Source organism: Streptomyces viridochromogenes DSM 40736 (genome assembly GCF_000158955.1).
GTDB lineage: Bacteria > Actinomycetota > Actinomycetes > Streptomycetales > Streptomycetaceae > Streptomyces > Streptomyces venetus.
Genome location: NZ_GG657757.1, coordinates 5834031 through 5848183, shown reverse-complemented (window position 1 = coordinate 5848183; position 14153 = coordinate 5834031). Strand labels below are relative to the sequence as shown.

Below are 14153 nucleotides of genomic sequence, written 5' to 3'. Positions count from 1 at the left end.
CTCGGCGGCCCGCGCGGCCCCGGAGGAAGGCGACCCGGGTTTCTCGCTGGTGATCGTCGCTCCGCGGGACGACGTCGCGGTGCACGCGCCCGACCCGGCCGCCGCCGAGCCCCTGATGTCCTCGGGGACGCCCCATCTGTACGCCGGTGTCGTGGAGGGGACCGGTGTGGTCGGTCCGTTCGTCCTGCCCGGGGAGACGGGATGCGCGGGCTGTCTGCACGAGAGCCGTACCGACCGGGACCCGACCTGGCCACGGCTGGTCGCCCAGTGGCGCTCGGGCAGGCAGCGGCAGGTGCGGCCCTGTGACCTGACGCTGGCCACGACCGTGGCGGGACTGGCGGCCGCCCACGCACTCGCCTTCCTGGACGGCCGGGTGCCGACCACTGCGGGGGCCCGCTGGGAGGTCTCCCTGCCCGCTCTTCACTGGCATGCGCGGCCGGTCCTGGCGCATCCTGCATGCCCGTGCGCTGCGGCGGAGAGAGGAAAAGGGGAGCACCTCTCGGAGGACGGGGAGTCAGAGGAGACAATGGCGGTGCAACGGCCGTCGGCGCAGTGCCGTGAGGCAGCGACGGAGCGGCCGGCTGGGACTTGGAGGGCGCATGTCTGATCTTCCCCGGAAGGCGGTCACCAGGACCGCCAAGCTCGCCGCGCTCCCGCTCGGCATCGCCGGGCGGGCGACCTGGGGATTCGGCAAGCGGATCGTCGGCGAGTCCGCGGAGCTCGTCGGCCGCGAGCTCCAACAGCGCACGGCCGAGCAGCTGTTCAAGGTGCTCGGCGAGCTCAAGGGCGGCGCGATGAAGTTCGGCCAGGCCCTGTCCGTCTTCGAGTCGGCACTGCCCGAGGAGGTCGCCGGTCCCTACCGGGCCGCACTGACCAAGCTCCAGGAGGCGGCGCCGCCGATGCCGACGCGCACCGTGCACGCCGTTCTGGAGGAGCGGCTCGGTGAGGGCTGGCAGGAGCTTTTCCTGGAGTTCGAGGACAAGCCCGCGGCGGCGGCCTCGATCGGTCAGGTGCACCGCGGGGTGTGGCATGACGGTCGCGAGGTGGCGGTCAAGGTGCAGTACCCGGGCGCGGGCGAGGCCCTGCTGTCCGACCTGAACCAGCTGAGCCGCTTCTCCCGCCTGCTCGGTCCGCTGATCCCCGGCATGGACATCAAGCCGCTGATCGCGGAGCTGAAGGACCGCGTCTCGGAGGAGCTGGACTACGGTCTGGAGGCCCAGGCCCAGCAGGCCCATGCGGAGGAGTTCGCGGACGACCCGGACGTGCTCGTGCCGCAGGTGGTCCACCAGTCCGACCAGGTCCTGATCACCGAGTGGATCGACGGCGTCCCGCTGTCGGAGATCATCGCGGACGGCTCCCAGGAGCAGCGCGACCGGGCCGGTCAGCTCCTGGCCCGCTTCCTGTTCTCCGGCCCCACCCGTACCGGCCTGCTGCACGCCGATCCGCACCCGGGCAACTTCCGGCTCCTGCCCGGCGGCCCGGACGGCGAGGACGACTGGCGTCTGGGTGTCCTGGACTTCGGCACGGTCGACCGGCTGCCGGGCGGCCTGCCGGCCACCATCGGCGAGTCCCTGCGCATGACTCTCGACGGGGAGGCCGAGGCGGTCTACGAACTCCTGTGCGCGGAGGGATTCGTGAAGGAGACCATAGAGCTGGAACCCGACGCGGTGCTGGACTACCTGCTGCCGATCATCGAACCGGCCCAGGTCGAGGAGTTCACCTTCACCCGAGGCTGGATGCGCAGTCAGGCGGCCCGGATCGCCGACCCCCGCTCCCCCGCCTACCAGCTCGGCAAGCAGCTGAACCTGCCGCCGTCGTACCTGCTGATCCACCGGGTGACCCTGAGCACGATCGGCGTGCTGTGCCAGTTGGGGGCGACGGTGCGTCTGCGCGAGGAGTTGGAGGAGTGGCTGCCGGGGTTCGTTCCCGAGAGCCCGGCAGACGGCGAGGAGTCCGCGGCGGAGGCATGAGCCACTGGGCCGTGCGCTTCACCACCAGTCCGAGTCGAGCCGCCCCTCGATCGACCTGAGGTTCTCCCGGGCGCAGGTCGCACAGAAGTGGCGACGCGTGCCGTGCTCCACGGAGCAGGTCCAGGTGAGCTGCGCGGCTTCGGCCGAGGCTCCGCAGCGTGCGCACACGAGACGGGCGGGCCCCGCGGCGAGACCGCCGTCGTCACTTCCTCCGGGAGGAATCGTCACCCGCCGACGATAACTCCGTGCCCGGCGGTTACGCGGCACAACGCACCGCGGGGGCCGGTCCGTTCGTTACGGACCGGCCCCCGCGGGGGAGAGCTAGGCCTCCCGGGCTCGGGAGGCCACCGCTTCAGGATGGGTCGGCTACTGCATGACCGCCAAGGCGAGCGCCCGGCGGGCGCGCCGGGAGGCGCGCTCCGCCTTGCGCTGCATCCGGCGGGCGGTCGCCAGGCGCACGGCCGGGCGTTCCCGCTCCGCCTCCTGCAGTCGCTCACGCATATGCGCGCGAGCCATGGCTTCTGGGATGAGTTGCATCTCTCGGGTCCTGTTCTGGCGCGAGTCCTTCGCGCCGCTGGTGGTGAAGTCTTGGTTCGCGGAGCCGGCGGGCTCGTATGTGGACGGCTTCATCGGGGCCTGTTTCTGGGGATCGTGCGTGAGAGGACGGTCGATCGTTCCTGCGGTGTTCATGCCGTGACCGGGTTCTTGCGCGGGCGGCCACGCGGCCGCTTCCGGGCGACGACGACACCCTGGACGAACAGCTCGCCACCCCAGACGCCCCAGGGCTCACGCCGCTCCTTGGCACCGGCGAGGCAGGCCTCGACCAGCGGGCAGGTACGGCAGAGGGATTTGGCGTACTCGACGTCCGCGGGCGACTCGGCGAAGAAGACCTCCGGGTCGTAGGACCGGCACGGGACGGGTACGCCGAGGTTCTCGATGGCGTCGTCGAGCGCGGTGAGCGCGGTGAGCGGGGTCAAGGCGGAGTCCTCCGTGGAGCAGGGCTTGGGGATCGTTTGCGAAGGCGGTACTGACGGGGCGTGCGCTTCGAGTTGCACGGTTCGTCTTCCTCGTCTGGTCGTTCCGGCCTGTTGGCCGGGGGGCGGCTGGTACCGGGTTCTTTCCTTGTCCCGAGGCTCCTTCGGTCCGTCGTCCCCGGTCAGGGACAAACAGAAGGGCCGCGGATCCCGGATGGGGTTCCGCGGCCCTGAAGGCGCCGGCCTGATCGAATCAGGCTGGATCACTCCAGGGTTCTGGCCCACGGAAGGCCCACATCAGGTGGTGCTGCGTCGTCTGCTTCCGGAATCCGGCACCGGTCGCCGTAAAGGCATAGGCCTGCGCCTGTGCCGCTACTGCTGCTTCCAGTGCCTTGGTCGGTCGCTCATTGCGCTCTCGGACGGGAAGACCCGCGGGGGCAACGGAGGAGGACGCCGGACGTGCGGCACGAATGCCGGACAGACCGGTGCCCAGGTTCGAAACGCCGAGCATGCACGTGGAGACGGCCGAGCGATCGGTCATTTTCACGATGCTGATGGAGCTGGTGTTGATGCTGATCACTGGACTCGCCTCCTCTCGGCGTCTCGGGGGACTGGATGAACCAGCCCGACGGATATGCAAGTACAACACGGAATCAGGGCCTCCGAGAAGGCCGCTGTTCTCGTGCCTAAGAACCTATGGGGATTGCTGGGGCATGCGCAAACTATTTTTTCGACGAGTTCGTGTCAGACCTGATCCGTATCCCCTCCGCCGTACTGGCCTGCGCAGATGGCCAGCACGTCGGCTCCGTAGCGGGTGAGCTTGCGCATGCCGACGCCCGGGATGCGCGCCAGCTCGTGCTCGTCGTCGGGCGAGGTCTCGGCGATCGCCATCAGGGTCCTGTCGGTGAAGACGCAGAAGGCGGGCTGGCCGCTGCGTCGCGCCTGGTCGGCTCGCCAGTCGCGCAACTGCTCGTAGAGTCCCTCGTTCATGTCGGAGGGGCAGTCGTCGCACCGCATCAGCTTCATCTCGCCGGCGTCCGTGAGGGTGCGGCCGCAGACCCGGCAGCGGGCCGGGGTTCGCTGGACCCGCCTCGGGGCGGAGCCCCTGGTTCCGGTTATTCCGCGCTCGATACCGCCCGCGCCTGCGGTGCTGGTACGGCCGGTGGTCGCCGTCGAGCCGGGGCGCAGCCCGTCGAGGAAACGGCTGGGGCGGCGGTTGGGGCGGCCGCCGGGCGAGCGGGAGAGGGCCCAGGAGACATGGAGGTGCTCCCGCGCGCGGGTGACGCCGACGTACAGCAGGCGGCGCTCCTCCTCGATCTGTTCGTCGGTCTTGGCGTAGGTGATCGGCATCATGCCCTCGGCGACGCCGACCAGGAAGACCACGTCCCACTCCAGCCCCTTGGCCGAGTGCAGGGACGCCAGGGTGACGCCCTGCACGGTCGGGGCGTGCTGGGCGCCCGCCCGTTCGTCGAGCTCGGCGACGAGGTCGGCCAGGGTGGCGCCGGGTTTGGCGGCGGCGAAGTCCTGGGCGAGGTTCACCAGGGCCGCCAGGGACTCCCAGCGTTCCCTCACGGCGCCGGAGCCGGCCGGTGGCTGCGGCGTCCAGCCCTCCCCCGACAGCACGGCGCGCACCTGGGAGGGCAGGTCGACAACATCGTCGAGGAGGGAGTCATTGCCGCCGAAGCGGGCGGCGCCGCGCAGGGCGACGCCCGCCTTGCGCACCTCGGGGCGGTCGAAGAACCGTTCGGCGCCGCGCAGCTGGTAGGGCACCCCGGCGTCGGCGAGGGCCTGTTCGTAGGTCTCGGACTGCGCGTTGGTACGGAACAGGACGGCGATCTCAGCGGCCGGGACACCCGAGTCGACGAGTTCGCGGATGCGGCGGGCCGCGCCCTCCGCCTCGGCGGGCTCGTCGGTGTACTCGGTGTAGAGCGGCTCGGGCCCCGGGGCGCGCTGGGATACGAGCTCCAGACGGTGGTCGGCGGCGCGGCCCCGGGCCTGGGAGAGCAGGCCGTTGGCGAGGTGGACGACCTGGGGCGTGGAGCGGTAGTCGCGGACGAGCTTGACGACGGTGGCGCCGGGGTGGCGGGTGCGGAAGTCGAGCAGATGGTCCGGGGTGGCCCCCGTGAAGGAGTAGATGGTCTGGCTGGCGTCGCCGACCACGCAGAGGCTGTCCCGCTCGCCCAGCCAGAGTTCCAGCAGTCGCTGCTGGAGGGGGCTGACGTCCTGGTACTCGTCGACCACGAAGTGCTGGTACTGCGTGCGCACCTGCTCGGCGATGTCGTGCCGGTCCTGGAGGACGGCCACGGTCAGCAGCAGCACGTCCTCGAAGTCGATGACGGAGCGCTCGCGCTTGACGTCCTCGTAGGCGGCGTAGAGCTGGGCGATCTCGGCGGGGTCGCGAGGGGCCTCACGGCCGGCCTTGACGGCGGCGGGGGCGTAGTCGGCGGGGACGGTCTGGGTGACCTTGGACCACTCGATCTCGGCGGTGACGTCCCGCAGCTCGCCCCGGTCGAGACGGATGCGGCAGGCGGCGGCCGCGTCGGCGACGAGCTGGATCTTGCGGTCGACGAGCCGGGGCATGGAGCCGCCGATCGCTTTCGGCCAGAAGTACTGCAGCTGTCGCAGGGCCGCCGAGTGGAAGGTGCGCGCCTGGACGCCTGCGGCGCCGAGCTGGCGCAGCCGGCCGCGCATCTCCCCGGCCGCGCGGTTGGTGAAGGTGACGGCGAGCACGCTGGAGGGGTGGAGGATGCCGGCGCGCACTCCGTAGGCGATGCGGTGGGTGATCGCCCGGGTCTTGCCCGTGCCCGCGCCCGCCAGGACGCACACCGGACCGTGCAGGGCCGTGGCCACCTCGCGCTGCTCGGGGTCGAGCCCCTCGAGCACCGCGTCGGCGGAGTCCGGTACCTGCGGGAACAGGGTGGAGTGCGTTGCTGCTGTCACACAGCCATGCTGCCAGGTCGCGGGAGACGGCTGTGCCGGTTGTCCACAGGCAGGCGCCGATAGTCGTACCAATGCGGCAGGCGTCACGTGCGGTGCGGCACGGGTCCGGGAATGGTGGACCTTTCACGTACGTTCCACCGAGGCGACCACCCGTCCCCGAGCCGTTGAAGGAGCACCAGAGACATGCTGGGCACTGTGACGATGTACAGCACCACGTGGTGCGGCTACTGCCGCCGGCTGAAGAGCCAGATGGACCGCGAGGGCATCGCGTACACCGAGATCAACATCGAGCAGGACCCGGAGTCCGCCGCGTTCGTGGAGAAGGCGAACGGCGGAAACCAGACGGTGCCCACCGTCCTGTTCCCGGACGGCTCCACCCTGACCAACCCGTCGCTGGCTCAGGTGAAGCAGAAGATCGGCGCGTAGTCGCCCCACGGTTGTGCGGGGAAGGCGGTTCCTGAGGCAGCTCAGGAACCGCCTTCTCGATGGGCGTGTGCCGACGTGCGTGCTTGATCGCCGTCAGGCGACGCTCCTCGTCGGGAGCGGCTTGCCGTACCAGAGCTCGATCAGGCGGGCCGCGATCGATATGCCGTAGGGCGGGAGCACCTCGCCGGACTCGAAGGCGGCCCGCAGTTCGTCGCGGGAGAACCAGCGGGCCTCGCGGATCTCGTCGCCGTCGACCTCGATCTCGGTCGAGGTGGCGCGGGCCAGGAAGCCCAGCATGAGGCTGGACGGGAAGGGCCAGGGCTGGCTGGCGACGTATTCCACCTGGCCGACGGTGATGCCGACCTCCTCGTGGACCTCACGGCGCACGGACTGCTCGATGGCCTCGCCGGGCTCGACGAAACCGGCGAGTGTCGAGAAGCGGCCCTCGGGCCAGTGGACCTGGCGGCCGAGCAGGAGACGGTCGTCCTCGTCGGTGACGGCCATGATCACGGCGGGGTCCGTGCGCGGGTAGTGCTCCGCGCCGCAGGCCTGGCAGCGGCGGATGTGGCCGGCCGCGGCGATGACGGTGCGCTCGCCGCATCGGGAGCAGAAGCGGTGCGTGCGCTGCCAGTTCTCCAGGCCGACGGCGTGCACCATCAGGCCCACGTCACGGGCCGACAGCAGCAGGCCGGCCTCGCGCAGACCGGCCGGGCGCGCGGACTGGTCCATGCGCCCGGGCAGGGAGTCCTTCTGGAGGGCGAAGTAGCTGACGCCGTCCTCGTCGTTGCCGAGGAAGTAGCGGTGCGCCTCGGTGAGAGGGGCCTCGAAGGAGGGCGTCATGACGAGTTCGGTGCGCCCGTCCGCCGTCTCGTCGATGAGGACCTGGCCGCCGGAGACCACGAAGCAGCGCGTGCTGGGGTGGCTCCACGCCGCCGCGAGCCAGGCCTCGTCGAGCCGGTGGTGCGCGGCCCGGTCGATGCCGCTCGGGGCGGTGAGCGAGATGGGTCGGTCGGCGTTGTGGTCGGTCCAGGTGGTCACGGGTGCTTCCAACTCCCCGGTGGAACGGTCGGGTTCGGCGGGCTGATCAGCGGGACGTACGGCGAGAGGCGGCCGGGGTCGGCGTTCGGGAGGTACGGGGCGGCCCTTTCAGTGTGCCCCGCGCGCGCTGCCGGTCCGGACGGCGCGGAACGCTCAGGGCGCATGACGCCAGTGCTCGGCGAGATCACCCCACAGGTACGCCGTGGTCTCGGCGCCTTTGAGGAGCAGGTCGAGTTCGACTTTCTCGTTCGGGGCGTGCCAGCCGTCGGACGGGACGGAGATGCCGAGGAAGAGCACCGGGGCGCCGAGGACGTCCTGGAGGTCCGCGGCCGGTCCGGAGCCGCCCTCGCGGGTGAAGCGGACGGGTTTCTCGAAGGCCCGGCCCATGGCGCGGGCGACCGACTGGAGGGCCGGGTGGTCCAGCGGTGTCAGGCAGGGGCGCGTGGCGCCGGTGAATGTGATCTCGCAGCGGATCCCGGCGGGCACCTGCTGCTCGGCCCAGGCGCGTACGGCCTTCTCCACGTGGTCGGGGTCCTGGCCCGCCACCAGCCGGAAGGACAGCTTCACCATGGCGGAGGACGGCACGATCGTCTTGCTGCCGGGGCCCTGGTAGCCGCCGCCGATGCCGTTGACCTCAGCGGTGGGGCGGGCCCAGACGCGTTCCAGGGTGGTGTACCCGGCCTCTCCCCGGGTGGCGTGCGACTTGGCCGCGCGCAGCCACTGTTCCTCGTCGAAGGGCAGTTCGGCGAAGAGTTCGCGCTCCCGGTCGCTGAGTTCGATCACACCGTCGTAGAAGCCGGGTATCGCCACGCGCGCGTGCTCGTCGTGCAGGGCGGCGACGAGGCGGGCGGCGGCCGTCGCCGGGTTGGGCACCGCCCCGCCGAAGGAGCCGGAGTGGATGTCCTGGTCGGGGCCGTACAGCCGGATCTCGCACTCGGCGAGGCCGCGCATGCCGGTGCACACCGTGGGGGTGTCCTCGGACCACATGCCGGTGTCGGAGACGATCACGGCGTCGGCGGCCAGCCGCTCGGCGTGCTGCTCGACCAGCGCCCGGAAGTGCGGTGAGCCGGACTCCTCCTCGCCCTCGACCAGTAGCTTCAGGTGTACGGCCGGGGTGGTGCGGCCGGTGGCGGCGAGGTGGGCGCGGACGCCGAGGGTGTGGAAGAAGACCTGGCCCTTGTCGTCGGCCGCCCCGCGCGCGTAGAGACGGTTTCCTCGGACGACCGGCTCGAAGGGCTCGCTGTCCCAGCCGTCCTCCCGGGCGGCGGGCTGCACGTCGTGGTGGCCGTAGACCAGCACGGTCGGGGCCTGCGGGTCGTCGGAGGGCCACTCGGCGAAGACCGCGGGCGCGCCCGGGGTCTGCCAGACCTCGGCCGTCGGGAACCCCGTCTGCTTCAGCTCGGCGGCGAGCCAGTCGGCGCTGCGTCGTACGTCGGGGGCGTGGTCCGGCTGGGCCGACACCGACGGGATGCGCAGCCACTCGGCGAGGTCGTCGAGGAAGGCGGCGCGATGCTGCTCGATGTACGTACGGACGGCGCTGTCCGGGGTCTGGCTCATGGTCACGAGCCTATCGGCCCGCACCGACGTCCTCGGAGTGCGGTTCCTCACCGGCCTCCACGGCGGACGGGTCGTCGAGCAGCAGCCGTTCCAGGGCGGCACGGTCCGGCAGCTCGTCCGGGCGCACGACCTCCCCGCCGCGCACGTACAGGAACGCGGCCGTGACCGACTCCGGGGGCACGCCCTGCTGCTCGGCCCAGGCGAGGCGGTAGACGGCCAGCTGGAGCGGGTCCGCGGTGCGGGAGCGGCTGGTCTTCCAGTCGACGATCTCGTACGTCGCCTCCTCCCCGTCGCCTTCCTTGTAGACGGCGTCGATGCGGCCCCGTACGACGCGGCCGGCGATGGCGAGCTGGAAGGGGGCCTCCACCCGGTAGGGCGTGCGGTGCGCGTACTGGGTGCGCTCGAAGGCGTCCTTGAGGGCCTCCAGGTCCTGTTCGTCGGCGATCTCGGCTTCGCTGCCGGGGAGCTCCTCCGGCTCCAGCATGGGCAGCGTCAGCTCTTCGAAGCGGGCCTCGACCCAGGCGTGGAAGCGGGTACCGCGGCGTGCGGCGGGCTGGGGCGGGCGGGGCATGGGGCGGGCCAGCTCCTGCGCGAAACCGTCCGGGTCCTCGGCCAGGCGCAGCAGCTGGGACGCCGTGAGGGACGCCGGGAGGTGGACTTCGGTGACGTTGTCGCGGGCGCGCAGGAGCTCGCCGGTGAGGGCGTCGAGGTCGCGGTCCCAGGAGGCGACGGTGCGGGCTTCCTCGGGGGTGAGGGGCGGCCTGCGGTGCCGGTGTGCGTCCGGGAGCTCCGGTGGCCCCGCCTGGTGGGGAACCGTGGGGCCTGCCACTGGCCGTGCGTCCCCGCCGGCCGGCTCTTCCGTGTAGCGGTCTTCGTCGAACGGCTTCGTTTGGAACGGGCCCTCGTCGAACGGCTTCGTTTCGAACGAGCCCTCGTCGAACGGGTCCGGTTCGTCGAACTCGCCGTCGCCGAACGGGTCCGGTTCGTCGTACGGAGGCTCGTCGTCCTCGGGGGGCGGCGGCCATTCCGGGTCGTCGAAGGCGTCCGGGTCGTGCACGGCCGCGGGATGCCCGTCCCTGCTGGGGACGCGAGGTCCCTCCCAGGGTGGGGCCAGGACGGTCTCGGCCGCCCGCCGCGGGCGCCGGGCCAGGGCCGCCCTCGGTCCAGGGGCCAGGGGCCCACAACCTGGGTCGGGCGGGTGGCCTGGTGCAGGGCCGGGTTCTCCTCGTCCTCGGCGGGTTCGTCCGCCCAGGCCTCGATCTCGCCGTACCCGGCCGCGCAGTGGTCGTGCAGCGCCTGGAGGAACGCCGACGGGCCGCGGCACTTCTTCTGGGTGGGTCCCCACCAGTGGCCGGACCCCAGGAGCAGGGAGCGGGGGCGGGTGAAGGTGACGTAGCCGAGGCGCAGTTCCTCGGTGTGCTGGTGGTCCTTCATCGCCTCGTGGAAGTCCTTCAGGCCCCTGGGGTCCCAGGACGCGACGTCGGGCAGCGTGTCGGCGTCGCCGCGCAGTGCGTGCGGCAGGACCTTGCCCTGGGAGGTCCACTTCTCGCGGCCCTGGCTGCTGGGGAAGGTGCCGGTGACCAGGCCGGGGACGACCACGACGTCCCACTCCAGGCCCTTGGACTTGTGGGCCGTGAGCACCTTGACGGTGTTCTCGCCGCCGGGCAGGGCGTTGTCGAGGCCCTTCTCGTACTGGGCGGCGGTGCGCAGGAAGCCGAGGAAGGCGAGGAGGGTGGCCTCGTTGTCGCCGGCGGCGAAGGAGGCGGCGACGTCGAGGAAGTTGGACAGGGTCTCGCGGCGGCGGGCGGCCAGGGCGTGCGGGGACGCCGACAGCTCCACCTCGAGGCCGGTGACGGCGAGGACGCGGTGCAGGACGTCCATCAGCGGGTCGGCCAGGGAGCGGCGCAGTTCGCGCAGCTCGGTGGCGAGGCGGGCGAAGCGCACGCGCGCGTCGGGCGAGAAGGGCAGACCGTCGTCGTCCCCGTGGCCGTCCAGCGGCGTCTCCAGGAACGTGTCCAGGGCGTCCGCGAGGGAGATCACCTCGGCCGGGTCGACCCCTTCGACGGCCTCGGCGAGCCGGCGGTCCGGGTCGTCCTCGCCCGTCACGCGCGCGTGGGCCACGAGGCGCCGGGCCCGCCGCCCCAGCAGGGCGAGGTCGCGCGGGCCGATGCGCCAGCGCGGGCCGGTCAGCAGGCGCACCAGGGAGGCGTTGGCGCCGGGGTCCTGGAGGACCTCGCAGACGGCGACGAGGTCGGCGATCTCGGGCAGGTGCAGTAGCCCGGACAGGCCGACCACCTCCACCGGGAGGTCCCGGGCCACCAGGGCGCCCTGGATCTCGGCGAAGTCCGTCGCCGTACGGCACAGGACGGCGATCTCGCCGGGAGCCGTCCCGGTCCGCACGAGGTGGGCCACGGAGTCCGCGGCCCAGTCGATCTCCTCGGCGTGGGTGCGCAGCAGAGCGCACCGCACGATGCCGTCGCGTTCGGCGCCGGGGGCCGGGCGGAGGGCCTCCACGCCCGCGTGCAGGGCGCGCAGGGGCTCCGCGAGGCCGTTGGCGAGGTCGAGGAGGCGGCCGCCGCTGCGGCGGTTCTCGCTGAGCGCCTGTCGGGTCGCCGGGCGCCCGTCGGCGTGGGCGAAGTGCTCGGGGAAGTCGTCGAGGTTGGCGACGGAGGCGCCGCGCCAGCCGTAGATCGCCTGGCAGGGGTCGCCGACGGCGGTGACCGGGTGGCCGGTGCCGTCACCGAACAGGCCTGCCAGGAGGACGCGTTGGGCGACCGACGTGTCCTGGTACTCGTCGAGCAGGACCACCCGGAACTCGTCGCGCAGGACGTGGCCCACCTCGGGGAGCCGGGCGAGCTGGGCCGACAGGGCGATCTGGTCGCCGAAGTCGAGCAGGTCCCGTTCGCGCTTGGCGGCCCGGTAGCGGGTCACCAGCTCGGCCAGTGCGCGGCGGGCGGCGGCCGCGTCGGGGACCTTGCGCAGGTCGGCGTTGGTGAGCTTGGCGCCGCGCAGGGTCAGCAGCAGTTCGGCGTCGTACGCGCGCAGGGTCTCCGGGCGTACGAGGTGCTCGGCGAGTTCGGCGTCGAGGGCGAGGAGATCGCCGACGAGGTCCGGGAAGGAGCGGGTGAGGGCCGGGTAGGGTCCGGGGGCCTCGCGCAGGACGCGCGCGGCGAGCTGGAATCGGGTCGCGTCGGCGAGCAGCCGGGACGTGGGCTCGAGACCGATGCGCAGGCCGTGGTCGGTGAGCAGGCGGCCCGCGAAGGCGTGGTACGTGGAGATCACCGGCTCGCCCGGCGGGTTGTCCGGGTCGATGGCGTCCGGGTCGGTCACGCCGGCCTTCACCAGCGCCTTGCGGACGCGCTCGGCGAGTTCGGCGGCGGCCTTGTTGGTGAAGGTGAGGCCGAGCACCTGCTCGGGGGCGACCTGTCCGGTGCCGACCAGCCACACCACGCGTGCCGCCATCACCGTCGTCTTGCCCGAACCGGCACCGGCGACGATCACCTGCGGGGCGGGCGGCGCGGTGATGCAGGCCGTCTGCTCCGGGGTGAACGGGATACCGAGGAGTTCCTTGAGCTGTTCGGGGTCGGTGATACGGGCTGGCACGTCGACGAGGCTATCGGCGGCCACTGACAGTGGTGACCGGATCAGCTTCCGGGACGGAAGAAGCGCAGGTCAGCGCAGGTGGTGCGATACCTCACTCCACGACGTGGCGGCCCTCCTGCCGCGCGCTGCACGAGGCCCGGAAGGCGCAGTGCGTGCAGTGCTGCCCGGCGGTCGGCGTGAACCGCTCGTCGAGGACCTTGCCGGCGGCGGTGGCCAGCAGGTCGCCGACCCACTCCCCCGCCAGCGGCTCCTGGGCCTGCACCTTGGGGAGGGTCTCACCGCCGTCGCGCTTCGCCGCGCCCTGCCGGAGGTGGACGAGTTCGGCGCCGCCGGGTTCGGGGCGCACCCCGTCGAAGGCGTCGTCGACGGCGCCCTCGCGGACGGCCAGCTGGTAGACGGCGAGCTGCGGGTGGCGTTCCACCTCCTTGCCGGTGGGCGCCTGCTTGCCGGTCTTGAAGTCGACCACGTAGGCGCGGCCGTCGCCGTCCGCTTCGACGCGGTCCATCTGGCCGCGGATGCGCACCTGGTAGTCGCCCGCGTCGAGGGTGACGTCGAAGTCGTGCTCGCTGGCGACCGGGGTGCGTCCGGTGCGGTCCATGACGTGCCACTGCAGGAATCGTTCGAGCGCCACGCGCGCGTTGTCCTTCTCCTGGTCGGACTTCCAGGGTGCGTCGAAGGCGAGGGCGTTCCACACCGAGTCGAGGCGCTCCATGAGGACGGAGAGGTCGGCCGGGGTGTGCCCGGATGCGACCTCGTCGGCGAGGACGTGCACGACGTTGCCGAAGCCCTGGGCGGCGGTCGCGGGCGCGTCGGCCTTCACCTCGCGGCCCAGGAACCACTGGAGGGCGCAGGTGTTGGCGAGCTGGTCGAGGGCGCTGCCGGAGAGCACGACGGGCTGGTCGCGGTTGCGCAGCGGCACCTTGGACTCGGTCGGCTCGAACATGCCCCACCAGCGGTAGGGGTGCGCGGACGGCACCAGGGGGCGGCCGTCCTCGTCGGCGAGGGCGGCGAGCCGGGCGAGGCGACGGGCGGCGGCCTCCCGGAGGGCGTCGGAGACGCGCGGGTCGACGGTGGTGGCACGCAGTTCGGCGACGAGTGCCGCGACGGACAGCGGGCGGCGGGGGCGTCCCGTGACGTCCCTGGGTTCGACGCCGAGTTCGGTCAGGAAGCGGGAGGGCTGGTCGCCGTCGTCCGCGGGGGCCTTGACGGCGGTGACGACGAGCCGTTCACGCGCGCGTGTGGCGGCCACGTAGAACAGGCGGCGCTCCTCGGCGAGCAGCGCGCCCGGGGTGAGGGGTTCGGCGAGTCCGTCGCGGCCGATGCGGTCGGCCTCCAGGAGGGAGCCGCGGCGCCGCAGGTCCGGCCAGAGGCCCTCCTGGACGCCCGCGACGACCACCAGGCGCCATTCCAGGCCCTTGGAGCGGTGTGCGGTCATCAGACGGACGGCGCCGGGGCGTACGGCTCGCCGGGTGAGGGTGTCGGCGGCGATGTCCTCGGCCTCGATCTCCTCCAGGAAGTTGAGGGTGCCCCGGCCGCCGGTGCGCTCCTCGGCGCGGGCCGCCGTCGCGAACAGCGCGCAGACGGCGTCCAGGTCGCGGTCCAGCGTTGCGCCCGGCCGCGCCGCCCCGGCGGGCGGCCCGCTCCA

At 72.4% G+C, this 14153-nt stretch carries 10 protein-coding genes and 2 pseudogenes; 3 read left to right on the top strand and 9 right to left on the bottom strand.

Annotated features, from left to right (window positions below; all coding sequences use genetic code 11):
• Together SSQG_RS25860 and SSQG_RS25855 are read left to right on the top strand one after the other, a co-directional pair.
• Positions 1-607 (top strand): TOMM precursor leader peptide-binding protein (locus SSQG_RS25860; protein ID WP_063749171.1); only part of this gene is annotated, 607 nt, incomplete at its 5' end.
• On the top strand, positions 600-1970 hold the full coding sequence (locus SSQG_RS25855; RefSeq protein WP_003992811.1) for an ABC1 kinase family protein: 1371 nt from the start codon (positions 600-602) through the stop codon (positions 1968-1970). The genes SSQG_RS25860 and SSQG_RS25855, both read left to right, overlap by 8 nt.
• Positions 1971-1988: 18 nt before the next feature.
• On the opposite strand, the gene SSQG_RS39655 is transcribed toward SSQG_RS25855, so the two are convergent.
• From SSQG_RS39655 to SSQG_RS25840, 5 genes are all read right to left on the bottom strand, one after another.
• A complete protein-coding gene (locus SSQG_RS39655) occupies positions 1989-2198 on the bottom strand; it encodes a hypothetical protein (protein WP_003992810.1) in 210 nt (69 codons plus the stop codon).
• A gap of 138 nt (positions 2199-2336) precedes the next feature.
• Positions 2337-2660: a hypothetical protein gene (locus SSQG_RS25850; protein ID WP_003992809.1), complete on the bottom strand. Its 324-nt coding sequence runs from the start codon at positions 2658-2660 to the stop codon at positions 2337-2339.
• On the bottom strand, positions 2657-3025 hold the full coding sequence (locus SSQG_RS25845) for a WhiB family transcriptional regulator (RefSeq protein ID WP_003992808.1): 369 nt from the start codon (positions 3023-3025) through the stop codon (positions 2657-2659). The genes SSQG_RS25850 and SSQG_RS25845 overlap by 4 nt, the downstream gene beginning before the upstream one ends.
• A gap of 172 nt (positions 3026-3197) precedes the next feature.
• On the bottom strand, positions 3198-3524 hold the full coding sequence (locus SSQG_RS39650; RefSeq protein ID WP_078506922.1) for a hypothetical protein: 327 nt from the start codon (positions 3522-3524) through the stop codon (positions 3198-3200).
• Positions 3525-3688: 164 nt separating this feature from the next.
• Positions 3689-5884 (bottom strand): ATP-dependent DNA helicase UvrD2, encoded by a 2196-nt coding sequence (locus tag SSQG_RS25840; protein ID WP_078506921.1) that lies wholly within the window; start codon positions 5882-5884, stop codon positions 3689-3691.
• 183 nt (positions 5885-6067) lie between these two features.
• Between SSQG_RS25840 and SSQG_RS25835 the strand changes: the two genes are divergently transcribed.
• Entirely contained in the window at positions 6068-6310 is a 243-nt protein-coding gene (locus SSQG_RS25835; RefSeq protein ID WP_003992805.1) for a mycoredoxin, read from the top strand.
• Positions 6311-6403: 93 nt separating this feature from the next.
• Here SSQG_RS25835 and nudC read toward each other — a convergent pair whose 3' ends face one another.
• The 4 genes and pseudogenes from nudC to SSQG_RS25815 form a co-directional block, all read right to left on the bottom strand.
• Positions 6404-7348: an NAD(+) diphosphatase gene (gene nudC, locus SSQG_RS25830; protein ID WP_039933619.1), complete on the bottom strand. Its 945-nt coding sequence runs from the start codon at positions 7346-7348 to the stop codon at positions 6404-6406.
• Positions 7349-7501: 153 nt separating this feature from the next.
• The gene (locus tag SSQG_RS25825) at positions 7502-8905 is read right to left on the bottom strand and encodes a dipeptidase (RefSeq protein WP_039935431.1); all 1404 of its coding nucleotides are present in this window, start codon (positions 8903-8905) and stop codon (positions 7502-7504) included.
• Positions 8906-8915: 10 nt separating this feature from the next.
• A pseudogene (locus SSQG_RS25820) lies at positions 8916-12508 on the bottom strand (UvrD-helicase domain-containing protein).
• Between the two features lie 91 nt (positions 12509-12599).
• Positions 12600-14153: pseudogene (locus tag SSQG_RS25815) on the bottom strand (PD-(D/E)XK nuclease family protein); the annotation flags it as partial.